The following is a 24,582-nucleotide window of genomic DNA, read 5'->3' as shown; positions in this document are numbered from 1 at the left end:
AATCACTTCAGAAACTGATTTTACCTCCTTCTTCTTCATCCCTCTTTCGACCCATACTAAAACCTCCCTCATCTCTACCTAAAGTAGGGGGATGAGGAAGGTCTCAGTAATTTAAATTAAATCAATCGTTTCTTCTAAAGCAAACGCATAGATGACCTTGCGTGAAATTCGAATATGAAGAATCGCTTCTAACGCTTCTTGATACAGATTCAACTGAGTTGCGTATCGATCCCGTAACACATCAGCAGGTGTCTGTCCGACTTCTGTCGTGACGATTTGATCCGATTTATAATCGAGCAAGATATATGACTCCCCATCCTGAATCAAACAGTCGACGATTCCTTGCATGACTGCGTCATCCACTGGACCTATCCAGTCTTTCCGGAAACGCGATGCCCCGATCTTATATGTGAACGGCAATTCCCGATAGACGTGGTTCGTCCGTAATCGTTCGCTAAACAATTGTCCGATTTCAGAGTCGAGGAACCCTTGTAACTGTGCTGTTGCTTCCCGCATCGTCGTTGCTTCAATCGGCGTAATGCGTTCCGTTGCTTCCCACTGATTGATTTGTTGCGAAATCGGTTCGTCCGGTTCATACAATTGCATCGCTAAGTGTAAGACCGTCCCTCGTTCCGCTCCACTTAAAACAGGTCCGAGGAATTGTGGCGCACGGTAATACGTCGTCTGGCGATATGTCGTTTCGAATGCTGCACGTTCCAGTTGCTCCGCCCGCTTCAGTTCCGTGACGGTCTGTTTTGCTGCCGTCTCTGTCGCAAGCGCATGCGGATACTGATACGAAAATGCCGCTTCGACGATTTCTTTGACTTGCGAATTAACCGGCACATCGATTTTTTCAAGCTTCTGAACATGTTCGAGTTGCTCCACGAGTGTTGAGATTTCTTGATACGGTGCTAACTCCTCTAAAGACATCACGCGAATCGACCAATCCGTCTCATCCGGACGTAGTAAACTGCTGCGTAAGACTGCCGGAACGACCCATTCCGCATAACTCTTCGCTTGGCGCCGGTCATTTTCAGGAAGTAAGACTTCATCTGGTGGCGTCATCTGCCAGGTCGCCATTTGATCCTCTAAATCCTTGACTGTCCCGACGAGAATCAACTTTTCCTTCGCTCGAGTCATCGCAACATACAAGACGCGCATCTCTTCTGCCTTCATCTCTCGATCCATTTCCCGGCGGATGACTTCTTTTAAGAGTGTCCCAGATCGCAAACGACGAATCGGATCAATCGCATCCAGGGCAATACCATACGTCTTATGCAACTGAATCGCCTGCATTTGATCCTGTTTGTTGAATTGCTTCGTCAATTGGCTGACGATCGTCACGGGGAACTCGAGTCCTTTTGATTGGTGGATTGTCATGATGCGAACGACGTCCTCGTCTTCTCCAAGCGAACGGGCTTCTGCGAAGTCTTCTCCTCGTTCAATTAATCGATTGATCAGACGAAGGAAACGATAGAGACCACGATAACCGGACGTCTCATATTGCTTCGCTCGCTCATATAAGGCGTTCAAGTTGGCTTGACGACTTTTTCCTCCGGCGAGACAGCCGACGTACTCAAAATAGCCGGTCTGATCAAAGAGCGATCGAATGAAGGCAGGTAGGGCACTCCCACGCTCTTCAGTTCGCCATGATTGAATCTGACGGATGATTTCATCCATTCGAATTCCGAGTGATGATTCCTCTGCCGCCATTGCTAGCGCTGCCTCATAAAAGCTTCCTTCTTTTTGTTTTGCTCGAATCCGTCCTAAATCTCGATCCGCCACCCCAAAAATCGGCGATCGTAACAAACTCGCGAATGGGATGTCTTGAAGCGGATTATCGATCGTCTTGAGCAATGCCATCATGATTTGAATTTCCGTCGCTTGGAAGTATCCACCTGTCGTATCCGCATAGACCGGAATCTCATACTGTTCGAGCACTTCGACAAGCGCTTGGACACGCTTACCACGCGACCGTGCTAAGACGACGATGTCGCGGTATTCACAGGTCCGGAATCGGTTGGCTTTCGCATCATAGATTAGATGTGGATGCTTCGAATCAACGAGTTCTAAAATTCGCGTTGCAATCGCTCGTGCTTCAACCTCTTCCTTTTCACTATCAAGTGGATCAATCAAAAGTAATTCAGGTGCCACTTGCTCCGATTCGAGATAACTCAGATTCCCAAGTCGAAGGTGCGCGGCTTCATCGTAATCAATCTCCCCGACCGTCTCATCCATCACTTGGCGGAAGATTTGATTCGTTCCATCCAGCACCTCAAGACGACTGCGGAAGTTTTTTGTTAAATCGATCCGTGTTCCAACGTCGGTCTGTTGGAATCGTTTGAATTTCTCAAGGAACAATCCTGGCTCTGCATGACGAAATTTATAGATGGATTGTTTGACATCACCGACCATGAATAGATTTCCTGTCGCCTCATCCGTTTTCGAGACCAATTGGATGATGCGTTCCTGAACCTCGTTCGTATCTTGATATTCGTCGACCAGTACTTCAACGAAGCGTTCCTTCAGAAGTTTTGCCACGTCTGACGGTTGTCCTTCGTCCGTCAAAATCTCTAATGCAAAATGTTCAAGATCCGAAAAATCGACGATACCACGTTGTTGTTTCGCTTCGAGATAATCGCTTGCAAATTGACGTACGAGTGTCACGATCGTCTCCACGTGTCGAAGCTGCGACCGCAAGTCCTCCAAGTAATCAACACCAGTCTTTTGGACGAACAGCTCTTTCATTTTCTTGAACTCCGCTACGAGTCGCGTCCGCTCTGCTTGAAACGGTTTGATTCCTTCATCCCCGCGTGGACTCTTCCAGCGACCGAACTCTACTGCTTGAAAAGCAAGCGCAACCATCGACCAGTGTCGTTCTGACGTTTCGAGCAAGGTAAAGGGAGAGATATCCTGTCGCATCATGTTTCCCATTTCCGCATAACCAGACTGCTCCAGCTCAAAAGCAAGTTCTCGGTAACGTCCCAATAAATTCGAGAGACTTTCCCACTCTAATTCGACTAGTCGTTGCATAAGTGGAGAATCATCCGGGTCAATCGGCTGATCGTACTGACTGACTAAATGTGCATAAAAGGCTTCCGGATCCGGTAAGGAACGGGAAAATCGATAGAGATTCGAAATCAGCGTCAACATGGCTTGATCATCCCGATCTGACGTATAACTATCAATCAAATCATAGAATCCTGGGTCCTCGGAGGCATAAAAGGACTCAAAGACTGCTTCTAAGACATCGTCTTGTAACAACAGTAATTCGGATTCATCGGCAATTCGAAACGCAGGATCTAAACCAATCCGGTAATAATTCTCGCGCAGAATCGACAAACAGAACGAATGAATCGTTGTAATTTGTGCCCGGTTCATCAATTGACGCTGTTTTTTCAAATACAAATCATCAGGTGCCTCTTTGATGCGCTGGTCCATGACCTCGATGACTCGCGTCTTCATCTCACGTGCTGCCGCATTCGTAAAGGTAGCGACGAGAATCCGATCAGCCGACAGCTCATCTTCGGGATCAATCAATCGTTGCGTCAGCCGTTCAACGAGGACCGCTGTCTTCCCTGATCCCGCTGCCGCTGAGACGAGGATATGTCCACCTCTAGCTGAAATGGCTTGTTGTTGTTCTTCCGTCCAACGCACGCTCATTCTTCTTCCTCCTTCAACCGTTCCAGTACCTCTTTTTCAGACATCGGTTTTAATGGGCGATACTGATTCCCAAGCGATTCATCGAACTGACAGACTGAACGATACTCACAAAAACTACACGGTGTCCGCTCTTGATAATCAAACGGATTGATGGCGATATCCCCATCATAGATGTCTTGACTGCTGTCTTTTAATGCCTCCCATGCATGATCCATCAGCGCTGATAAATCTTCCTCTTGTACGACACCTTTCGTCTGCGTCTTATGCAGTCCGTTTTTTGTGAATGTCACTTTGACGAGCGGTGATTTTTTTCGTTCATCGTACGCAATATGATCCATCGCTCGTAGTACCTCGTCATTCTCGAGAATGACGCCTTGCATTTGATAGGACTCGAGTAACAGTTGGTTGCGCTCTTCTTCGTCAGCCGATAAATCGCCTCGTAGCATCGGGTTTTTGACGTGGAAATATAACGCACCAGCTGGTTTCGCCTGCTGTTGATAGAGCAACTCCGACTGTTCCACGACCGTCTTCAAATACAACAACATCTGAATCGCAAGCCCATAATAGATTTCCGCAAAATCCAGTCCTCGAGCACTCGATTTGTAATCAATGATTCGAACGTATAGCTGATCACCGATCGTCGCCTGATCAATCCGGTCGATGCGACCCGTGAATTCAATTTCTGTTTCATCCGGTAACGTAAAGCGTAATGGTGGGAACGTCGCATTCCCAAAACTGATTTCAAATAAGTCAGGTTCAAAATCTGTTCGTTTTGCTTGTTCCACAAGCATTTTAGCTGTTTGCTCCACGACATCCGTCAATTTTTTCTTGATATACCCGAATCGACTCGAACTCATCAAGATCGCATTCTGAATTTCCGGCGTCACCTTTTCGACAGCTTCCTTCGCAAGTGTTCCGCACGTCTCGCCGTCGATTTCTCGCCAGTGTCGTCCAGAAGCTTTAATACTGAGCGACAGATCATTCAATGCACCGTGGAACAGATTCCCGATGTCTGGTGCTTCAAATTTATACAGCTTCCGCTCGCGTAAACGAAGACCGTATCGGGCAAAATGCTTATACGAGCAGGCGTTATAGGTCTCAAAACGCGAAACGCTCGCTTGCAGTGAATCACCATATAGACGATGCGCCAACCCTTCCGGCAAGGCTTCCGCTTGATTTTGATAGAACAAGGCACTCGAGAATAACCCCATCCGTTCACGCCCCTGTCCGTTTTCGAGAAGCGTATTGTACACTTCGAACCAAATCGGCTGAATCGGATAACGTCGTTGCAAACGGCGCAGCTCGATCGCCGTCGCTGCTGCCGCGCGATCTGGACTCGTTACGAAATCAAGTTGTTCTTGCGGTGCGTGTTCCCCAGCTTCTGCAAAGTGTGTTTTGATCGGACGATCGAGCAACAGTTGTCGCTTTAATTGTTTTGTGATCGCTGCCGGCTGAAGCGCCTTTCCTTCTTCATCGACAAGTGCGTAACTGACATACAAGGCTTCACTTGGAGCCATCATCCCTTGATACAGGTAAAACAGCTCATCATCAAACACATCAAGAGACGCTTTCCCAACCGGAATACCATGTTCATGTAAAAAGTCATGATCATTTTCGGACAGTAACTTTGATTGATCTTGAACGAACGGAATCAGACCATCATTCGCTCCCAGTAAAAAGACGACTTTTACTCGTTGTAATCGTCCACGGACATAGTCCGTCGCGATCACTTGATCGAGCGATGGCGGAACAAGTGCAAAACGAAGGCTCTCAAGTCCTGTCTCGACCATCTGAACGAACAGCTCCGTCGATAAAGTGTGCTCAGGTGCAGCAGCTTCTAGCTGCTCGAATAGATGAAGTATCGCTTCGTATACTTGATCATGCTCGCGCGCAACAAGTAATTGATCCTGCTCTAGTGCCTGCTTACGCCATTCCATTAAACGTTCTGCAATTTTCTGTTCTTCGAGGAATTGATAAAGACCTTTCGTATACGCGCTCATCGTCTTCGCCTGCTTTAACCTACGGTGCAACGGTTCAATCAAGTCGACGACGAATGTTCGTAAATGGTTCAGTTCTTCTTCTTGCGCAAGCTCCTCTTCCGTTAAGCGAACTTCCTCTGCTAAGCGTCGCTTTAATTGCCACGGTTGTTGCCACATCGATCCTTTGATGCCGCGTTCGAGCACGAACGTCTCGAAACGATCGAGCGCTAGACGCGCATCTTCTGCGGGAATCGGCAAGAGCTCCGTCTTCAGTAAACGAAAGACTGTTTCTTCCCGATAACCCGATGTCACGATGTCTAAAGCGGATTGAATCAAGTCAACAAGCGGATGATGAACCATCGACTCACGTTGATCCAAGAAATATGGAACATCATACATGTGGAATGCTCGTTCCAAGTGATCCGCATACGGCTCAAGATGTCGCACGACGAATGCCATCTCACGAAAGCGATACCCTTTTTGTCGAACGAGTTGAATCGCTTTCCGCACGGCTGATTCCGCTTCAACTTGACGGTTAACTGCAGCTGTCATCTGAAAGCCGTCAATGTCATGATCGACAGGAGGATATCCCGGCTTCAACAAGGCCTGCTCCAAATGTCGTAGCCCTTCTGATTGAAACTTGATTGGTTGATCATACAAGATTTCTTCGTATGGAATCGACAGCTCCTGCATTTGACCGATCAACTGCATGTAGCATCGCTGGGACACACCAAAAGAAGTTTGTTTCGCATAAGGATCCGTTGCGTCCATTGTAAAACTAATATGCATTTCAGCCACTTGTTGCATCAAGGCGAGTAAAACTTGTTGTTCCTGGAGCGAAAATTCATAAAATCCGTCGACGATGATCGTCGCTTGATCCAGTCGCGCTTTGGGAAGTAATTCGAGTAACGTCGTATAGTAATCGTCTGCATGGAGTGCTTTATCGACAATTCGTTCCGTAAAGCGCTCATAAATCAACGCAAGGTCGTTTAATTTCGGTGACCGTTCGAGAGAGCGATCACTCACTTGACGCAACATGTCTGGCTCAATCAACGAACGTTTAAACGACGTAATGAGCTCATCAAGTCCTTGGAAAAATCCTGGCATGTTTTTAGTTCGTTTAAAAATCTTCAGTTCGTCTTCTGATTCCTCAACGACCTGTCGCAGTAATAGCTGTGTCCCCGTCTCATCAAGAAATGGAATCGCTTGATTCCCGTAATCGCGTAAAATATGAAACGCAAAGCGCCGTAGACTCATGACCTCAAGACGAACAAGACCTGCTATCCGTTCATCTGTCGCAATCCGCCGCTCCATTTCAAATGACATCTGATCTGGAACGATGAAATACATCTTCTCCCCTAATGGTCGTTGCTCGAGTTCTTGTACGACGCGCTCGATCAATTGTGTCGTTTTCCCACTACCGGCACGACCAATATGCATATGGTTCATCAAGAAAACCTCCTCCTCGTTTTTCTTTACTCTTAGTATCTCACAAACAAGAACAAATGTACTGTTTTTGGTGCATGTCTTCTACGTATAAATTTGCTATAATCAGGACACATCCTATGTAAGGCAGGTGATGCTTCTTGTCACTTTACGAAACCATCGGAGGCGAGCATATACTCACATCCTTGGTTCGCTCGTTCTATCATCAAGTCTACCATGATTCACTGTTGCGACCGTTGTTCCCTGACGATCGACAACGTGTCGAACAGGCACAACTCGTCTTCTTGACCCAATTGACAGGGGGACCGCGCGACCCGGATCAACCGCCGGCGAGTTTAGCGATGATTCACCGGTTATTACCGATTCAAAAAGAACATGCCATCCGTTGGTTGGAACTGATGGAAGTAGTTGCTCTTGATACAATTCCAAATGAAGAAGCACGACTTCAACTACTCGATCGATTACGAATTGGCGCGATGAATGTACTACGCGTTTGTGAAGCACACCAGATGGACTGAGGGATTTTTCTTTCTCATCTGTCCATTTCCATGTAAAATAATAAATGGAGGCGATAAAACATGACGGAAGAACAAGAACAACGACCGGAACTCGTAAAGAATGCGATCGAGCAAGCCGAAGCATCGACGAACGAGGATGACACGCTCGAGGAAGAGCAAACCGAAGAACAAAAAAAATTGGATCACATCAAAGGTCTCGTAACCCTTGAACGCGGATCTGATTACTATCGTGTCGTTTTTTATGACGACCATAAACACTTGATTTTCAAGGAACTCGATTACGACCGTGTCGACTTCGTAGGTCGTTTCTACAATGATAGCTTTGATCCGACAAACTTGACGGAACTAGAAGAAATCGCAGAAAAAGCACTCTCGACATCTTTACGAAAACGATTCTTGTAATGCATGAAATAAGCCGTCCTCCGATTGGAGAACGGCTTATTTTTATTGATCAGATTGTTTTTTCTTCCGACGAAGGACGTAAGCAAGGACCCCACCTGCGACAGCGATCCCTGTTGCCGCTAAGATCGGTAATAAGACCTTTTTGTTAGATGCTAGTTTTTGTTTGACTTGCTCTAGGCGCGACTCATTCGTCTCCTTCAAGGCGATAGATGTCCGACGGTTCATCGTGACGTGTTTCGCAGCATCCGTCACAACGATGCGTTTCGTGACCCAACGGCGATTTCCAGCATCATCGACGACCAATTGTCGTGCCCGTTTAATTCCTTTGATTCGTTTACCCGGTGTATTTTCCGGACGTACGATGCGGGAACTGATAAAGCGTCTGCCTCCAGTCGCACCAAATCCAGGCTGTAGTTTTCGGCGATTTAACCATTCGTATGATTCATTCATCGTGTCGCGGTAAAAGTTACCGCTTCACCTCCCTATGATTTCTCTCTCTACTGTTTCTCCTTACGTAAGTAAGATTCCTGTTATGTGTTTCCACTTTTCACCGATTCTTAAACTCCGGCAATTGAAAACGACGTTGCATTTCATACGCCAGTTCCAGCGTTTTAATCCGTTGTCGCTCGATGCTGTATGCCGAGGCATCCGTATCGATACATTGCCCGGTCTGAAATTCGACTTGTACTTTTCCCGATTTTTTCTGAACAGTCTTCATCTGTTTAAAATTAATCCAAATACATTCTGCCTTTTCTTTTGCGGTCGTTGGAAAGAAAATCGTCTGTGCTTGCCAATCCACTAAAACAGGTGTCTTTCGGTTCGGACCAAGAATATGCCGCGCTGCTTCAATTCTTCCACGCATCGACGAACCAAAATACAAACAGGATTCTTCAATTAATTTAATCGGATGACCATCTAAAATGCTCTCAGAATGTTCCTTGATAACGAGTGTCTGCGGCTCTCCGTACTGACCATATTGCGGGATCAAGGCTAACGTTTCTTCCGTAACTGTGTATGACATATTCTTCGCTCCCTTCCTGGACTACATTGGTTATATCAAATAATCAGTTATGTTGTTTAGTCCTGCTAGTTATTTCCTAATGAAAAAAACGAGATCCAAAGATCCCGTTTTTAATATTTCTCTGTCTTACTTTCATTTTGATTCTCCATTTGTTCGATGAAGTGCCTTGGAAAATTAAAAATCACACAAACTTTTCCGACTCCATTTCCCGCAGAGCGATTCTCGATTGCGACCGTCCCGTCATGACGCTCGACGATCCGTTTGACAATATAAAGACCTAAACCGAACTTCCCTTCCTTACCACGTGAGAATTGATGGAACAGTGGCGAGGAGGCGTCAAGCGGTGGTCCATCATTTTCGATTTCAATATGAACATGATCCGATGTTCCGGACAATCGGATATCGATTCGTGTTTCGGCATAACGAATCGCATTGTCCATGACATTTTCGAGCGCAACACGCAACTGCTCTCCTTCACCAAGAACGATTCCTGCTTCCCCACTGACATGCCACTCGAGTGACTTCGTCCCGGAAAAGCGATTTTTCAACAGATGCACCATCCGGTCGATGTCAACATTGTCCCACGTCGAACGATCGAGCTCGAAATAGTCGAGCTTCGTGACGTAGAGTAAAGCCGCGACTTTTTTCTCTAATCGTTCCGCTTCTTCATCAATGACGGATACGGATCCGGTCAAATCACCATCAGGATAAATCCCGTCTGAGATAGACTGGGCATAACTTCGGATGACCATGATCGGCGTCTTCAAATCATGGGAGATGTTTTGAAGTAATGATTTTTGTGCCTTATCTTGTTTTTCAAGATCCATTCGCATCGCATCGACCGATCGTGCGAGTCGTCCAATCTCATCCCCACGGTCAAGCGGAAGTGGTGTATCCCACTTTTGAGCCGCAATTTTCCCAACCGCTCCCTCGATCTCAACGAGTGGATGTGTCAAACGTCGCGCTAACCAAAAGGCAATGAATAACGTAAAGATACTCCCAATGATGACGACGAATCCGATTTTCGAGAACAACTGTGTAATCAGTTCTTGCCGATACGCATCCCAAACATAAGAGACACGATAATAGGTTTCGCCGCTAACCTCGATTTTTCGAATACTGTAATAGACGTCTTCTTTATCAAGACGAGTTGTATACTTTGCTGTAACGGTCTTTTGATCAATTGCATCACGGTACATCTGATTGATCAGTTGTTGTGGCGCTCCACCGTAGTAGAGTTTGCCGTTTTTAGAAAGGAGTAAGATGTTAACAGAACGAGACTCCTGTTTTCGGCGGTCGAATTCGATCGGATTATCCTGTAACATCTCGATGACAGAAGCATCTTTCGAGAAGAAGACTTCACTATTCTCAAGTGTCGCATAGACCTGTTCATCGATGAAATTTCCAATCGATGAACGGATGACCAGGAGAATGACCGCAGAAAGCGTGACGATGACGAGCAGAAACATCGCCCAAATCTGGAATCCGAGACTGCGGTTTTTCATGCAGACACCAAGCGATAACCGATGCCGTAAATCGTTTCGAGCTCAAGCTTCGATAATTTTTTACGGACGCGACGAACGAGATCATCGACGACTCGGTCTGAACCGAAATAATCGTCACCCCAGACGCTGACAAGAATCTGCTCGCGTGACATCGGCGTCCCAATTTGTGTAGCGAATAAAATCAACAAATCGTACTCTTTCGACGTCAAATCGATTTCTTGACCATTCTCTTCGATGATTCGTTTCTCTGGATAAATCATATAATCGCCGTATTGGATGACACCACTCTTTGGTGTCGCATACGTTCGTGCCAAAATCTTTTTGACGCGGATGACGAGTTCTCGCGGAAGGAATGGTTTTGCGATGTAATCGTCTGATCCCATCTCAAGACCAATGATTTTATCGATGTCCTCATCCCGAGCCGAGATGAAGATGACAGGTGTCGTCTCATCATGTGCCTTGATCCGTTTAATCAATTGAAAACCATCCATATCCGGTAGCATGATGTCTAAAATCCATAAGTCAGGCTTTTCAACGATGGCAGAGGCCGCTGCCTCACCAGACGTAAATGATTTCACTTGCCATCCTTCTTGCTCCAAATATTTCACGAGTACACGGTTCAAGTTCACTTCATCATCAACTAAATAGATTGTATGCATGGCTCTCACTCCTCGACTAATGTGCTTTGTTTCAGTGTATCAAAGGAATTCCGCAAAATTATGGGAGAGTGGATAATAATTCAAAAAAACCTTTCTTTTCAAAAGAAAAGAAAGGCGAAGTCATAAGTTTTCTATTATTTGACGAGACGGAGCGCTGGATACGCTACTTGCTCGTTCTTTGAAGTCACAGGTGTTGCCTGTTGACGACGTTCCATTTTTACGACGTGCGTCAAAAATCCAACGCCGCCTCCTAGCAATACCGTTACACCCGTCATTAATAGAATCTCCATTTTCTTCGCCACCTTTTCCATCGCAATTGATAATCAGTATCATCCTCAAACTGACTATATCATGCTCAAACGAAAATGAGAAGCGTTCTCATGAAATTAATCGTCTAAAAACTTTTGTTGTTCCAGTTCATGGCGTTTTCGAATGATTTCCTTCCAATCAAATTGTCCTTGTTCGAGTCCATTAATTAAAATTTCAGCAGTTCCGACATTCGTCGCAAGCGGCAAATCGTATACGTCACATAATCGAATGAGTGCCGAGACGTCCGGCTCATGCGGTTGGGCCGTCAGTGGATCGCGTAAAAAAATCACGATATCGATTTTTCCTTGTGCTACCAGCGCTCCGATTTCCTGATCCCCGCCGAGTGGACCTGACTTACAGCGATGGACGTGCAGATCGGTTGCTTCCATGATCCGTTGCCCGGTCGTTCCTGTCGCGTATAATGTATTTTTCTTAAAGAATGCGGCGTAAGCCCGTGTAAAGCCCATCATCTCATCCTTTTTCTCATCATGTGCAATCAATGCGATATTCATTCGTATCCCCTCCTTCTTGTCTATGCACAGAAAAAGAACTTCAGAAACCTGAAGTTCTTGAGACAGTCATGAATTCGTCGGTTGTTTCTTCAACACGGTCCGTAAAATCTTTCCGGTCGTATTACGAGGTAATTGATCGATGAACTCAATCTGTGTCGGACATTTATATTTCGCGAGTGATGTAGCACAGAATGCCTGCGTTTCCTCTTCCGTCATCGTCTCACGAGCAACAACGAATGCTTTGACGGCTTCGCCCATCTCCTCATCCGGTATACCGATGACGGCGGCTTCGATGACGTTCGGATGCTGATAGAGGACTTCTTCGACTTCACGCGGGTAGACGTTGTACCCACCGACGATGATCATATCTTTTTTGCGATCGACGATATAGAAATACCCGTCTTCATCTCGACGAGCCAAATCACCCGTATATAACCAGCCATCGCGTAACGTCGCTTGCGACTCTTCCGGCATCTTGTAATAACCGGTCATGACGTTTGGTCCCCGAACGATCAATTCTCCGACTTGACCATCTGGTAATTCTTGTCCGAGTTCATCGACGACTTTGTTTTCGACATCGACGATCGATGTTCCAATCGAGCCTGGTTTTTGAACACCATTGACCGGATTGAAACAAGTGACGGGTGATGCTTCCGATAAACCATATCCTTCGAGGATATGACATTGGAATGTTCGATCAAATGCTTCAAGAAGCGGCACTGGAAGACTCGCTCCCCCTGAGACGAACAAGCGTGTTGATTCAAAATAGGTCGCATATTCCGGATGAGCCTTCACGGTTTGCAGTAAGAAATTATACATCGTCGGTACACCCGCAAAAATCGTCACCTGTTCTTTTTTCGCTAACTCAAACGTCTCTTGTGGTGAAAAACGTGAAGCAATGATGATTGACGCTCCATGTGCGAGTGACGCATTGACGACGACCGTCAAACAAAAGACATGGAACATCGGTAATACGGCAAGTGTCCGGTCGTTACTGGATACATGTAGATAATCCCCAATCGAGCGCGCATTCGACGTCAGATTACGGTGGGATAACATCGCACCTTTTGGTTTTCCTGTCGTTCCACTCGTATAGAGAATGACAGCGATGTCGTCCAGTTCATTCGTCACTTCGGTCAAGGGATGTTCGATTTCGAGCCAGCGATCGAGCGTGATGAACGTCACTTGTTGATGTGTTTCGTTTGGTCCTTCTTGATCCGCGTAAGGAACAGAGACGACAATCTTAAGATTCGGTAAATGCACGAGACGATCTTTTGCAGCTTCGACGAGCGGTGCAATCCCTAAAATCCCCTTCACATCACCGTTCATCAGGATATACCCGATTTCATCCGGTGTGTATGTAGGGTTGATCGGAATCGCGATTGCCCCTTGTTTCATGATGGCGTAATATGCCACTAGGAATGCTGGGCTATTCCCTAAAATCAGCGCGACATGATCGCCTTTTCGGATCCCGTTCGCTTCAAGCGCACCGGCTGCCCGGTGAAACTTCTCGACAAACTCACGATAGCTGACTTGCGTGTCCTCAAACACATACGCCGTTGAATCCGGATGTGTTCGAGCAGTTTCTTCGACGGATTGAATCAATCCAAGCATGAGCAAAATTCCCCTTTCGAATGAATGACTATTCATTTTTTACGTAAAAAAAATCCATACGTAGTCAAAAGCGACCGTATGGATAGTGTAACACTTTTTGGAAACGTTTTCACAGAGTTTCTTTTTAACCGTTGACGATGACGCCACCGTTTAAGTGAAGGACTTGTCCTGTCATATAACTTGAATCGTTACACGCGAGGAAAACATATGCTGATGCCATCTCAGCCGGCTGCCCTGGGCGATCCATCGGTGTATTTTTCCCGAATGTCTTGACTGATTCATGCGGGAACGTTTCCGTGATGAGCGGCGTCCAGATCGGACCCGGTGCGACAGCATTGACACGAATGCCTTCCTTCGCTAAGTTCATCGAAAGACTTCGTGTGAAGCTGACGATTGCACCCTTCGTCGCAGAATAGTCAATCAAAAGCGCGTTTCCTTCGTATGCCGTCGACGATGTCGTATTGATGATGGCAGAACCGAGTGAAAGGTGCGGGAGCGCGGCACGGGCAAGACGCATCATTCCGAAGATATTCGTCTTGAACGTCTTTTCCATCGACTCGTCTGTGATGTCCTTCAGACTATCTTCTGGTTTTTGCATACTCGCATTGTTGACGATGATATCTAAGCGACCGAAACGATCGATTGTTTTTTGGACGAGTGTTTCACAGTAATCTGCATCTCCGATATCCCCTTTAGAAAGTAGGACTTCGCCGCCTAATTCCTCAAGTCGTGCTTTTGTTTCTTCCGCTCCTTCTTGATCACCGTAGAAGGCGATGACGACTTTTGCTCCTTCACGGACATAAGCAATTGAGACAGCACGCCCGATTCCAGAGTTGCCGCCCGTGACGATCGCGACTTTTCCTTCTAATTTTCCTGCTGCCTTATAATCATCACGCTCATAATATGGTAACGGCTGTTCATCCTCCGTTTTTGGTAATCCTTCTGAAATCCGTTCAAAATCAATAAAGTCCGTCAACGAACCTTCTAAAAAATTATCTTTATTATAGCCCATGAAAAAAACTCCCCCTATGCAGTTGATAGAAGGAGTTTTCCCATAAAGACTTACGCTAAAACGTCTAGCACTTCATCTAGTTCGACAGCGCCGAAGTATTTTTTCAATTCGTACCGACCGAGCACTTCGCGAAGAGACGCGCGATCATAGCGTGAACCTTCGAGCGCCCGCGCAATTTCTTCTGCATCCTCGACACCAAAGAAGTCGCCATAAATCTTCGCTTCTTCAATGATGCCTTTTTTGACGTTCAGCCGGAAATCAATCGTACCGATCGGGAAGCGTTTTTTATGAATGACATCAAATTTCGGCGATTTTCCGAAATTCCACTCCCAGTTGCCATAACGTTCTGCTGAGATGGCACGTACTTTATCCCAGTCCTCTTCGGTTAAGATATACCGTTCAATCTCTTTTCCTTCATAGATCGAAGCAAGGAGATGATCGACGAATTGTTCCATCGTCAACGGTTCTGACAGGAATTCCGAGATATTCGCGACACGACTTCGGACCGATTTAATGCCTTTAGAGCGCATCTTTTCTTCACTGACGACAAGCGCATTGACGACTTCTTCGATGTTCGAATCGAGCATCAATGTACCGTGACTAAACATCCGTCCTTTCGTCGTGAACTGGGCATTCCCACTGATTTTCCGACTTCCGACATGAATATCGTTTCGTCCGGATAGCTCCGCTTCGACACCGAGTTTATGCAGCGCTTGTACGACTGGCTCCGTGAACTTTTTATAGTTGTTGAACGAATCACCGTCATCTTTTGTCAAGAAACTGAAGTTCAAGTTTCCTTCGTCATGATACACCGCGCCACCACCTGAAAGACGACGGACGACGTGGATGCCGTTTTCCTCGACATACTTCAAATTGACTTCTTCGTTCGTGTTCTGGTTTTTTCCGACGATGATCGATGGACCGTTGATATAAAACAAGAAATAGTCTTCTTCATTGACGTTCAGGTTGTTCAAGATGAATTCTTCGACAGCGAGATTGATTCGCGCATCGCGAATCTCAGGATGGAAGATGAATTTCATAAGGGTTTCGTGCTCCTTTGTGATGGAATCATAATGTGATCAGTTACAGCCGTCAACACCACACGCATCACCTTCAGCGATGACTTCAAGTGTTTGTTCTTGGCGGATCTTCGCGAAGACTTGTTCGAATGCTTCTACTGGTTGTGCGCCTGAAATCGCATATTTCCGGTCGAAGACGAAGAACGGTACACCACGAACTCCGAGTTGTTGTGCCATCGCTTCTTCTTCTCGAACATCTGTCGCCAGCTCTTCTGACGCAAGAAACGCTGTGACGTCTGCTTCAGTAAGTCCAGCATCTACTGCGATCCGTGTCAAAATGGCTGGGTCATTCAAATCTTCTCCATTAATGAAATACGCTGTGAACAAGGCTTCTGATACTGCATTCATCTTACCATGTTTTTTAGCGAATTGAGTCAAGCGATGAGCCTCGAATGTATTGGCTGGGATGACACGATCCATCTCGTAGTGCAAACCTTCCTGACGTGCCGTATCAACGACACCTTGCGACATATTCCGTGCTTGCTCGAGAGTCGTTCCATATTTTGACGCAAGAATTTCGTATAAGCCTTGTGTCGGTACTGCTGGTGCATCTGGATCGAGTTCAAAGCTCTTGAATTCGACCTCGACATCTAACTTTTCGTTCGCAATCGCTTGTTCTAAGCGACGCTTCCCAATATAACAAAACGGACATGCGTAATCCGACCATACTTCTACTTTCATCTGTGTTCTCTCCTTTTGTGTAATTTCATACATTAAGCATAGTCGCCTCTAGACAGAGTTGCAATCTTTCCGCCCGCGCCAATACGAATATGCAAAAAAGGAATCAAGATCATATTGATCTTGATTCCTTGATGAGTTAGAGAGCTTATTCTGTCACGAGTGCATGTGCTGCATCTTCGATTTCGATATCGAGTTCTTTCGTATAAGCATCTGTTTGTTCTGCTGTCCAGTTCAAGACAGATTTCATTTCTTCGATGACGGCATCTTTGTGCGCACGAGCCCAAGCGATGTCGAAGAAGACAGCACCTGTACGGCGGATGAAGAAGTCGATTGGACGAGCGACCATTTCATGTTCGATGCTGTAGTGGAGTTGTGCATAGACAGAACGTGGAAGAGCTGTCGTTGCTGCATCGAATGCTGCTGCATATTCCAGTACTTTCGGTAAGTTCGAACCGTAGCGTTTTGCTAGGAATTGAACTTCTTCTGTCGTTAGACCGTTCGTTGCTGTTTGAGCTTTTAAGAATTCAGCAAATCCTTTTGCTCCGCCGACGTGTCCACCAGACATTGGCATGTTTTTCGTCGAACAACGTGCATACGCGACGTTCTCTTCTTTTTTCAAAAGTTTAGCGACGAGATCAACGACGTGCTCACCCATTTTACGGTATCCAGTCAATTTCCCACCCGCAATCGTGATGAGACCTGACTCAGACTGCCATACTTCATCTTTACGAGAGATTTCAGAAGGGTCTTTTCCTTCTTCATAAATCAATGGACGTACACCAGCCCAGCTTGATTCAACGTCTTCTGCTGTCACTTTAACCTCTGGGAACATATAGTGAATCGCGTCTAAGACGTAGTCTTGGTCTTCGACTGTGAACTTCGGATGTGCAGTATCTTTATCGAAGAACGTATCTGTCGTACCAACGTATGCTTTTCCATCACGTGGAATCGCGAAGATCATCCGACCGTCTGGTGTATCGAAATAGACCGCTTGTTTAAGTGGGAATTTCGATTGATCGATGACGACGTGGACACCTTTTGTCAAACGAAGTTGTTTCCCGACTTTAGAGCCATCTTTTTCACGTAATTCATCAACCCATGGACCTGTCGCGTTGACGACTTTTTTCGCACGGATTTCATGTACGTCACCTGTCAAGAGGTCTGTCACACGCATGCCGACGACTTTTCCAGCATCGTAGATGATTTCTTCCGCTTTTGTATAGTTGACGACGCGTGCACCGTGTTCAACCGCTTCTTTCATAACTTCGATTGTTAGACGGGCGTCATCTGTACGGTACTCAACGTAATAACCGCCACCTTTGAGACCTTGTTGTTTGACGAGTGGTTCTTTCGCTAATGTTTCTTTCGCAGATAACATCGTACGCCATTCCGAACGTTTAACACCTGCTAAGAAGTCATAAACACGAAGACCGATTGACGTACTGAACGGTCCGAACGTACCGCCTTTGTGCATCGGAAGCAACATCCACTCTGGTGTCGTGACGTGTGGTCCGTTTTCGTAAACGATCGCACGTTCTTTACCGACTTCCGCGACCATTTGAACTTCGAATTGTTTTAAATAACGTAGACCACCATGGACTAATTTCGTTGAACGACTAGACGTACCGGACGCGAAATCCTGCATTTCGACGAGGCCAATCTTCATACCGCGTGACGCTGCATCGAGGGCAATCCCCGCACCTGTGATACCGCCACCTACGACGAGTAGATCGAGTTCTTCACGTGTTAATCGATTATAGACATCTGCACGGTTTTTGCTTGAGAATGGTTGGTTAGCCATGAATAGTTCCTCCTGTTTAGGTTCGAAAAAAAAGAGACCACAACAAACACGCTGACTATGTCAACTGCTGCTGTGGTCTCTCCATATTCTCCGACCGATTTATTAACTTGACCTTACTATAACATACGTCACATCATTTGAACAACATCGTAGCTTGAACAGCTTTTTGCCATCCACCGTAGAGCGCATCCGTCTCTTCTTTTGCCATGCTCGGCTCGAAGCGACGTTCTTTTTTCCATTGCGTCGCAATTTGTTCACGGTTCTCAAAGAATCCAACAGCAAGACCTGCGAGGTACGCTGCACCTAATGCCGTCGTTTCATTGATTTCCGGACGCTCAACTGGTGCTTGGATGATATCACCTTGGAACTGCATCAAGAAGTCGTTTTTAACTGCTCCACCATCAACACGGAGCGTTTTCATCTCGATGCCTGAATCTTGCTCCATCGCAGATAGGACGTCGCGTGTCTGATAAGCGAGTGATTCAAGTGTCGCGCGGATGAAGTGTTCTTTTTCCGTACCACGTGTCAAACCGAAGACGGCACCACGAACGTCTGAATCCCAGTAAGGTGTACCAAGACCAACGAATGCTGGTACGACGTAGACACCGTCTGAAGACGTGACGCGTGTTGCGTATCCTTCTGATTCTTTGGCATCATCAATGAGACGTAATCCGTCACGTAACCATTGAATCGCAGATCCTGCGACGAAGATACTTCCTTCTAAAGCATACTCCACTTTTCCATCGACGCCCCACGCGATCGTCGTCAGCAATCCGTGATCTGATTTAACAGCCTCTTCCCCTGTGTTCATCAACATGAAGCAGCCTGTACCGTATGTGTTCTTCGCCATTCCTGTATCAAAACACGCTTGACCAAACAATGCGGCTTGCTGATCGCCCGCTGCTCCAGCAATCGGAACTGATTCTCCGAAGAAGTGATACCCTGCTGTCTCTGCGTACACTTCAGAAGATGGTCGTACTTCTGGAAGCATCGCTTTCGGGACATCTAAGATGTCGAGTAACTCGTCATCCCATTTTAATTCATGAATGTTATACATCAACGTACGACTTGCATTCGAATAGTCGGTCACATGTGCTTTTCCGCCGGATAATTTCCAGATGAGCCACGTATCGATCGTACCGAACAACAGTTCACCACGTTCAGCACGTTCCCGTGCTCCTTCGACATGATCTAAAATCCATTTGACTTTCGTACCAGAGAAATAAGCGTCAATCAATAGACCTGTCTTCTCACGGAAGAGCTCGGCATGACCGGCTGCTCGAAGCGCTTCACAGATTTCAGCCGTTTGTCTCGATTGCCACACGACTGCATTGTGAATCGGTTTCCCTGTTTCTTTTTCCCAGACGACAGCTGTTTCACGTTGGTTCGTGATTCCAATACCAGCAATCTGCGACGGCTTTACGTTCGCCTCCGTCAGACAAGTCGCCACGACAGCAAGGACACTTCCCCAAATCTCGTTTGCGTTGTGTTCGACCCAACCTGGTTTCGGAAAATACTGCGTGAATTCCTGTTGTGCTGAATGGACGATCTCGCCGGCACGATTAAACAGGATCGCACGTGTACTCGTCGTTCCCTGATCCAATGACAAAATGTAGTTCTCCATCTCTTCCCCATCCTTTTGTATCTAAATAAGTTAAGCTGACTTTGACTCCACTGACGTTGTTTTGTTCGGACGAACACCGAATCTATAGCATAAGCCTAATATGACGATTGTCACAAGTCCTACAATCCAAAAAGCCGGTGTATCTTTCCCTGTGAAGACCGAACGATAAAACAATCCGCCAAGACTTCCACCGAGAACTGGTCCGAGAACCGGAATCCAAGAGTACCCCCAGTTCGATGATCCTTTTCCATGAATCGGTAGGATGAAGTGGGCGATACGTGGACCAAGGTCCCGCGCCGGATTCATCGCATATCCTGTCGTTCCTCCGAATGACATACCGAGGCTGACGATCAAGAAACCGACGATCAATGGATTTAGACCATCTGAGAACTTATTTGCTCCGATTGATAACAACCCAATGACAAGCAAGAATGTCGCGATCATTTCACTCATTAGATTGGCAAATGTATGTGGAATCGCTGGTGACGTCGCAAAGACGCCGAGTTTCGTTGCTGGGTCTTTCGTCTCCGCCCAGTGTGGTAAGTAATGGACGAAAACAAGACTTGCACCAAGTATCCCGCCGGCAATTTGAGCGACGATATAGCCTGGTACGTCTGCCCATGCAAATGAACCGTCAAAGGCTAAACCAAGCGTTACTGCTGGGTTAAGGTGTGCTCCACTGAATTGACCGACGGCATACGCTGCAATCGCCACGGCAAAACCCCATGCAAACGTGATGACAATCCAACCTGCATCCTTCGCAAACGATTTCGTCAAACTAACGCCTGCACCAACACCGTTCCCAAGCGCGACAAGCAAAGCTGTGCCTAAAAATTCCGCTAAAATGGGTGACATATGTGTTCCTCCTTTTGGTTATGTGAAAAAAGCAACATAAAAAGGAGATCCACGTCAGTTCATACTTGAATGTTCTTCAAGCAGGACTCACACGTGAATCTCCCTTTTCTCCGTCACTTTGTATCAACTTGATATCACTATAACAATCAGTGAAAACGCTGTCAAATAATCCGAATGATTTTCCTCACAATCAACTTAAGAGCGTGGTTCAAAATGACGCCACAAGTCCTTATTCGATGTTGTGATACTTGAGGCACCTGCTTCAATCGCTTGTTCCACTTCCTCGACCGTATCGATGAGTCCACCGGCGAATACGAGACGCCCTGTCTTTTCTTTCACTTCTTGAATGTACTTTGGCATTAACCCTGGTAACACTTCGATGTAATCAGGTTGCGTCCGTTCCATGAGTTGATAACTTTTTTCGAGTGAACTGGAATCAAGTAAGAACATGCGTTGCATCGTCTTGACCTTTTTTTGACGTGCTTTCAAGATGACGCTCGCCTTCGTCGAAATGACACCATACGGCTTCAATTCTTGGCAGACGTATTCTGTGGCATATTCATCATTTTTTAACCCTTGAACGAGATCCATGTGCAAAAACATTTTTTTGTCGTAACGATGCGCCATCTCATAGACCGCTTTTAAACGCGATACATGCATTTCGAGTAAGACCCCATATTCATATGGACTCTTCAGCATCTTTTCAAAGTCTTCTAATTTTCTAACGGAAGGCAGGATCTTCTGTCCAAAATATGTCATATGTTCTCCCCCTGATTCGTAATGTGTCCTAAGTATGTCGTGAAACATAAGGAATAGGCAATGCTCTTTTCATGAAAATAAGTGAAAAGAGCGCTACGATTAGGGTATAGCTTAACGAAACGATTTCTTTTCAGGAGGTGAACGCGCAGTCCTACCGTCTGTGCACGTCAATGAGTCAGCAAAAACGGATTGTCATCTATTTATTCTCTATTTTAATTAACGCCTTAGGAAACAGCTTCATGGTGACCGCCTCGATCGGGAGTGCACCTTGGACATCAGCGAGTGAAGCCGTTGCGGCCATCTCCCCTTTAACTGTCGGACTAGCGATCATCGTCTTACATGTGCTCGCTTTGATTGCGGCACTCTCTCTTGGGAGTCGATTTAGTTGGTGGACGATCGTCCTCAGTTTCGCACTCGTCGTCCTGTTCGGCGCTGCGATTGATTTCTTCTTATCGATCCATCAATTGATTTATACACCACAGGGACTTTGGATGCGCGTTGTGTACATGTTGATCGGCATGCCATTGATTTCACTTGGACTCGCTCTCTATCTACAAATCGGATTCGTATTGATGCCACCGGATTACTTGATGAAGTCACTGATCAGTCGCTTTAAAAGTACCTCGCTCGGGGCAACGATCAGCCTCGGCATTCCTTTTTTGATTGCTTGTCTCTTTTCACTGATTGAACGCGAACTGATCGGCATCGGAGTCGGAACTTTCATTTTTCTCTTATTGAACGGTCCACTGATCGAATGGTTTCAGCGATTGTTCCCGATTACAGCACGTCCACCTAAACGGACAAGTTCTTGAATACTGTAAAAGAGCTGCTATTGATAGACAAATTCATCTATCAATAGCAGCTCTTTCATTTACGTATATGATTTTCTTTGGAAGACAAGAATCGATGCACCTAACAAGACGATGATATGAGCCAATACGAACAAGGCGGAGAACGTCAAAGTTGTTCCCATCGCTTCACTCGTACCATAGGTCATAGAATCCTTGAAATACATTGACCAGTCTAAATGCATGAATACGATCCACTTAGCGATTGCTGGTTTGAAACCAACCAGTAAGTTACCCGCAATGCTCGTAAAGAACTGTGCTAGTACGGTGAAGCCGATAATCATTCCAACAGAACGGAACAACAATGAGAAGAATAACGTCATGAATATTGTAAAAATCGGACTGACAACTTCGACGATCGTATCGCGGAACAGAATTGGATCTCCTGCCTCTGAAAACGCAAATGAGCCTGCGTAGACGATCGCAGCGATGAACACGAATTGGAACAACATGATCAAGATCGAAAAGATAAGTTTCGAGAAATAAATCGTCATTCGGGAATACGGACTCATTAATAAGTGTTTCATCGTGTCATAACGTACTTCATTCCCGATGGCTTCTGCCGTGAAGACAATCGTGATGATTCCTAATAGAGATGTCAGTAAAAGGAACGTTGATGAATAATAATCATAACGTGTGAACTCAAAATCATTCGTCTTTGCAACGATGATAATACCAACTGCAATAACGACATATAGTGCTAAAACGATTTTCGCTTTTTTAGTCGTCCACCATTTCATCCATTCATTTTGTATGAGCGAAAGCATGTGAATCCCCCTCTTTTTTCGTTACTTGCAGGAATTGTTCCTCAAGCGTCAAACGTTTAACGGTCAGTTCATGTAAATCGGCAATCGGCACGACGAGTCGAGCGATAGCTGGACATTCACTTTCCGGTGCGGTGATAATAATTTTATTCTCGAGTACTTCTGATGGGTAGTTCGCGACGCGAAGGGCATCGAGTACCTCTGTCATCGCTTCTGCATTGACACGAAGAGCGATTTTCGCTCCAGTTTCATTACGAACGGACTCGACCGACTTGATGACACCCTGATCGATGATCGCATAACGATCACTGATTTGTTCCATCTCACTCAACATATGGCTTGAAATTAAAATCGCGATATCTTGCTCACGCGCCATTTGGCGTAAATATTCACGAAGCTCTGCAATTCCGGATGGATCCAGACCATTCGTCGGTTCATCTAAAATCAAGACGCGCGGGTTATGTAGCAAGGCACGAGCAATTCCGAGTCGTTGCTTCATTCCGAGTGAGTACTCTCCGACTTTTTTTGAAAGCTTTCCTTCAAGACCAACGAGTCGTGCTAGTGCATCATAATCCACTTGACCGAGTCCCGGAATGAGATTTTTTGCATGAACTAAGTTTTGTTTTCCTGTCAGATAAGGATAAAACGCTGGATTTTCAACGATTGCTCCGATTTGCGTCAGCGCTTTCGAACGCTCTTCTACGACATCAAATCCATTGACTGTGACTTTCCCTGCATCCTGCTCGAGTAGTCCCGTGATGATCCGAATCGTCGTCGTCTTCCCTGCTCCATTCGGTCCGAGGAAGCCGAACACTTCTCCTGGGGATACCTCAAAACTGACGTCTTTTAAAATTTGCTCTTTTCCGAGACGCTTTGAGATATTTTCAATCTTTAACATCTGCTCTTCCTCCTCATTCATATTTTGTCTATGCTATTAGTGTACGTGATTTTAAAGGATAAGTTTCATTTCTTACAAATATGTAATCTGATTCCAATTAAAAAGGCGTAACAACAGAAATTTTATATTAAAAATAAAGAATGGAGTCGCTAGATGATTCGCTTTGAACAAGTAACACATGATCACTTTCCGATCATCCAATCGTTGTACGCGAGCGTTCCTGCATATGCGCTCTTAGAAGAACGAGTGCTTCCGCTCTCTGATTCGACCTTACAGGAAGAGTTTTTAAATCCCGATACCGTATCGCTGATTGGGTATGTAGACGGAGAACCCGTCTTACTGATTGATTACCTACCGAAGCATCCAAAAGACGGTACACCTTGGATCGGTCTATTTTTACTGGATGCTTCTCAGCACGGTACGGGAACTAGCAGTCGGTTACTATCTGCTTTTTGTGATCAGTTTCTAAGTCAGGAACCTCACATTCATCTCGCGGTCTTACCCGATAATTTAAGAGCCCGTCGTTTTTGGGAAAAACACGAATTTCGATATGTACGAACGAGTATCTCGAACCGCGAACAACAGGTAGACGTCTACGTGTATGATGTAAGTAAAAAAAAATGAAAACGCATG

22 protein-coding genes are annotated in these 24,582 nt (G+C 45.9%); 4 read left to right on the top strand and 18 right to left on the bottom strand.

Translation table 11 applies throughout. From position 1 onward, the window contains the following. Nucleotides 1-111: 111 nt before the first annotated feature. Nucleotides 112-3,663 carry a helicase-exonuclease AddAB subunit AddA gene (gene addA, locus U719_RS03780; protein WP_023467389.1) on the bottom strand — a complete coding sequence of 1,184 codons (3,552 nt, stop codon included), beginning with the start codon at nt 3,661-3,663 and terminating at the stop codon, nt 112-114. Beyond that, nucleotides 3,660-7,091, bottom strand: coding sequence for a helicase-exonuclease AddAB subunit AddB (addB, locus tag U719_RS03775; RefSeq protein WP_023467388.1), 3,432 nt, complete (start codon nt 7,089-7,091; stop codon nt 3,660-3,662). Before addB ends, addA begins: the two co-directional genes overlap by 4 nt. Before the next feature lie 137 nt (nt 7,092-7,228). Here addB and U719_RS03770 point away from each other — a divergent pair, with 137 nt between their 5' ends. Next, entirely contained in the window at nt 7,229-7,606 is a 378-nt protein-coding gene (locus U719_RS03770; protein ID WP_023467387.1) for a globin, read from the top strand. A gap of 60 nt (nt 7,607-7,666) precedes the next feature. After that, nucleotides 7,667-8,008 (top strand): hypothetical protein, encoded by a 342-nt coding sequence (locus tag U719_RS03765; protein ID WP_023467386.1) that lies wholly within the window; start codon nt 7,667-7,669, stop codon nt 8,006-8,008. 42 nt (nt 8,009-8,050) lie between these two features. Here U719_RS03765 and U719_RS03760 read toward each other — a convergent pair whose 3' ends face one another. From U719_RS03760 to U719_RS03700, 14 genes are all read right to left on the bottom strand, one after another. Then, complete coding sequence (locus U719_RS03760) at nt 8,051-8,458, bottom strand: hypothetical protein (RefSeq protein WP_023467385.1); 408 nt, start codon at nt 8,456-8,458, stop codon at nt 8,051-8,053. Between the two features lie 97 nt (nt 8,459-8,555). Next, entirely contained in the window at nt 8,556-9,029 is a 474-nt protein-coding gene (locus U719_RS03755) for a competence protein ComK (protein WP_023467383.1), read from the bottom strand. Nucleotides 9,030-9,139: 110 nt separating this feature from the next. After that, a complete protein-coding gene (locus U719_RS03750) occupies nt 9,140-10,534 on the bottom strand; it encodes a HAMP domain-containing sensor histidine kinase (RefSeq protein WP_023467382.1) in 1,395 nt (464 codons plus the stop codon). Next, nucleotides 10,531-11,193, bottom strand: a complete 663-nt coding sequence (locus U719_RS03745) for a response regulator transcription factor (protein WP_023467381.1) — start codon at nt 11,191-11,193, stop codon at nt 10,531-10,533. Before U719_RS03745 ends, U719_RS03750 begins: the two co-directional genes overlap by 4 nt. A 134-nt stretch (nt 11,194-11,327) precedes the next feature. Next, a complete protein-coding gene (locus tag U719_RS16915; protein WP_023467380.1) occupies nt 11,328-11,483 on the bottom strand; it encodes a hypothetical protein in 156 nt (51 codons plus the stop codon). A 96-nt stretch (nt 11,484-11,579) separates the two neighbouring features. Further along, on the bottom strand, nt 11,580-12,014 hold the full coding sequence (gene mgsA / locus U719_RS03740) for a methylglyoxal synthase (RefSeq protein WP_023467379.1): 435 nt from the start codon (nt 12,012-12,014) through the stop codon (nt 11,580-11,582). Nucleotides 12,015-12,080: 66 nt separating this feature from the next. Then, nucleotides 12,081-13,628, bottom strand: coding sequence for a fatty acid--CoA ligase family protein (locus U719_RS03735; RefSeq protein ID WP_023467378.1), 1,548 nt, complete (start codon nt 13,626-13,628; stop codon nt 12,081-12,083). Between the two features lie 124 nt (nt 13,629-13,752). Further along, nucleotides 13,753-14,640, bottom strand: coding sequence for an SDR family oxidoreductase (locus U719_RS03730; protein ID WP_023467377.1), 888 nt, complete (start codon nt 14,638-14,640; stop codon nt 13,753-13,755). A 50-nt stretch (nt 14,641-14,690) separates the two neighbouring features. After that, nucleotides 14,691-15,680, bottom strand: coding sequence for a lipoate--protein ligase (locus U719_RS03725; RefSeq protein ID WP_023467375.1), 990 nt, complete (start codon nt 15,678-15,680; stop codon nt 14,691-14,693). A gap of 39 nt (nt 15,681-15,719) precedes the next feature. Beyond that, nucleotides 15,720-16,400 carry a DsbA family oxidoreductase gene (locus U719_RS03720; protein WP_023467374.1) on the bottom strand — a complete coding sequence of 227 codons (681 nt, stop codon included), beginning with the start codon at nt 16,398-16,400 and terminating at the stop codon, nt 15,720-15,722. 145 nt (nt 16,401-16,545) lie between these two features. Then, nucleotides 16,546-18,201, bottom strand: coding sequence for a glycerol-3-phosphate dehydrogenase/oxidase (locus tag U719_RS03715; RefSeq protein ID WP_023467373.1), 1,656 nt, complete (start codon nt 18,199-18,201; stop codon nt 16,546-16,548). Nucleotides 18,202-18,334: 133 nt separating this feature from the next. Beyond that, nucleotides 18,335-19,825 carry a glycerol kinase GlpK gene (gene glpK / locus U719_RS03710; protein ID WP_023467372.1) on the bottom strand — a complete coding sequence of 497 codons (1,491 nt, stop codon included), beginning with the start codon at nt 19,823-19,825 and terminating at the stop codon, nt 18,335-18,337. 30 nt (nt 19,826-19,855) lie between these two features. Beyond that, nucleotides 19,856-20,680 carry an MIP/aquaporin family protein gene (locus tag U719_RS03705; RefSeq protein ID WP_023467371.1) on the bottom strand — a complete coding sequence of 275 codons (825 nt, stop codon included), beginning with the start codon at nt 20,678-20,680 and terminating at the stop codon, nt 19,856-19,858. Nucleotides 20,681-20,875: 195 nt separating this feature from the next. Beyond that, the gene (locus U719_RS03700; RefSeq protein ID WP_023467370.1) at nt 20,876-21,439 is read right to left on the bottom strand and encodes a glycerol-3-phosphate responsive antiterminator; all 564 of its coding nucleotides are present in this window, start codon (nt 21,437-21,439) and stop codon (nt 20,876-20,878) included. Between the two features lie 170 nt (nt 21,440-21,609). Between U719_RS03700 and U719_RS03695 the strand changes: the two genes are divergently transcribed. Further along, the gene (locus U719_RS03695; protein WP_023467369.1) at nt 21,610-22,251 is read left to right on the top strand and encodes a YitT family protein; all 642 of its coding nucleotides are present in this window, start codon (nt 21,610-21,612) and stop codon (nt 22,249-22,251) included. 59 nt (nt 22,252-22,310) lie between these two features. Here U719_RS03695 and U719_RS03690 read toward each other — a convergent pair whose 3' ends face one another. Both U719_RS03690 and U719_RS03685 read right to left on the bottom strand, forming a co-directional pair. Beyond that, nucleotides 22,311-23,054, bottom strand: coding sequence for an ABC transporter permease (locus U719_RS03690; protein WP_023467368.1), 744 nt, complete (start codon nt 23,052-23,054; stop codon nt 22,311-22,313). Continuing rightward, nucleotides 23,032-23,949, bottom strand: coding sequence for an ABC transporter ATP-binding protein (locus U719_RS03685; protein WP_023467367.1), 918 nt, complete (start codon nt 23,947-23,949; stop codon nt 23,032-23,034). The genes U719_RS03690 and U719_RS03685 overlap by 23 nt, the downstream gene beginning before the upstream one ends. 153 nt (nt 23,950-24,102) lie before the next feature. Between U719_RS03685 and U719_RS03680 the strand changes: the two genes are divergently transcribed. Further along, complete coding sequence (locus U719_RS03680) at nt 24,103-24,573, top strand: GNAT family N-acetyltransferase (RefSeq protein WP_023467366.1); 471 nt, start codon at nt 24,103-24,105, stop codon at nt 24,571-24,573. The last annotated feature ends 9 nt before the right edge of the window (nt 24,574-24,582 follow it).

Source organism: Exiguobacterium sp. MH3 (genome assembly GCF_000496635.1).
Lineage (GTDB): Bacteria > Bacillota > Bacilli > Exiguobacteriales > Exiguobacteriaceae > Exiguobacterium_A > Exiguobacterium_A indicum.
The sequence above is the reverse complement of the archived record's forward strand: the minus strand, read 5'-3'. Positions and strand labels throughout refer to the sequence as shown.

Bases quoted from the DNA above. Each gene is read 5' to 3' on its own strand.
- addA (WP_023467389.1), bottom strand. From the start codon at position 3,663: ATGAGCGTGCGTTGGACGGAAGAACAACAACAAGCCATTTCAGCTAGA.
- addB (WP_023467388.1), bottom strand. From the start codon at position 7,091: ATGAACCATATGCATATTGGTCGTGCCGGTAGTGGGAAAACGACACAA.
- U719_RS03765 (WP_023467386.1), top strand. From the start codon at position 7,667: ATGACGGAAGAACAAGAACAACGACCGGAACTCGTAAAGAATGCGATC.
- U719_RS03760 (WP_023467385.1), bottom strand. From the start codon at position 8,458: ATGAATGAATCATACGAATGGTTAAATCGCCGAAAACTACAGCCTGGA.
- U719_RS03755 (WP_023467383.1), bottom strand. From the start codon at position 9,029: ATGTCATACACAGTTACGGAAGAAACGTTAGCCTTGATCCCGCAATAT.
- U719_RS03750 (WP_023467382.1), bottom strand. From the start codon at position 10,534: ATGAAAAACCGCAGTCTCGGATTCCAGATTTGGGCGATGTTTCTGCTC.
- U719_RS03745 (WP_023467381.1), bottom strand. From the start codon at position 11,193: ATGCATACAATCTATTTAGTTGATGATGAAGTGAACTTGAACCGTGTA.
- U719_RS16915 (WP_023467380.1), bottom strand. From the start codon at position 11,483: ATGGAGATTCTATTAATGACGGGTGTAACGGTATTGCTAGGAGGCGGC.
- mgsA (WP_023467379.1), bottom strand. From the start codon at position 12,014: ATGAATATCGCATTGATTGCACATGATGAGAAAAAGGATGAGATGATG.
- U719_RS03735 (WP_023467378.1), bottom strand. From the start codon at position 13,628: ATGCTTGGATTGATTCAATCCGTCGAAGAAACTGCTCGAACACATCCG.
- U719_RS03730 (WP_023467377.1), bottom strand. From the start codon at position 14,640: ATGGGCTATAATAAAGATAATTTTTTAGAAGGTTCGTTGACGGACTTT.
- U719_RS03725 (WP_023467375.1), bottom strand. From the start codon at position 15,680: ATGAAATTCATCTTCCATCCTGAGATTCGCGATGCGCGAATCAATCTC.
- U719_RS03720 (WP_023467374.1), bottom strand. From the start codon at position 16,400: ATGAAAGTAGAAGTATGGTCGGATTACGCATGTCCGTTTTGTTATATT.
- U719_RS03715 (WP_023467373.1), bottom strand. From the start codon at position 18,201: ATGGCTAACCAACCATTCTCAAGCAAAAACCGTGCAGATGTCTATAAT.
- glpK (WP_023467372.1), bottom strand. From the start codon at position 19,825: ATGGAGAACTACATTTTGTCATTGGATCAGGGAACGACGAGTACACGT.
- U719_RS03705 (WP_023467371.1), bottom strand. From the start codon at position 20,680: ATGTCACCCATTTTAGCGGAATTTTTAGGCACAGCTTTGCTTGTCGCG.
- U719_RS03700 (WP_023467370.1), bottom strand. From the start codon at position 21,439: ATGACATATTTTGGACAGAAGATCCTGCCTTCCGTTAGAAAATTAGAA.
- U719_RS03695 (WP_023467369.1), top strand. From the start codon at position 21,610: ATGAGTCAGCAAAAACGGATTGTCATCTATTTATTCTCTATTTTAATT.
- U719_RS03690 (WP_023467368.1), bottom strand. From the start codon at position 23,054: ATGCTTTCGCTCATACAAAATGAATGGATGAAATGGTGGACGACTAAA.
- U719_RS03685 (WP_023467367.1), bottom strand. From the start codon at position 23,949: ATGTTAAAGATTGAAAATATCTCAAAGCGTCTCGGAAAAGAGCAAATT.
- U719_RS03680 (WP_023467366.1), top strand. From the start codon at position 24,103: ATGATTCGCTTTGAACAAGTAACACATGATCACTTTCCGATCATCCAA.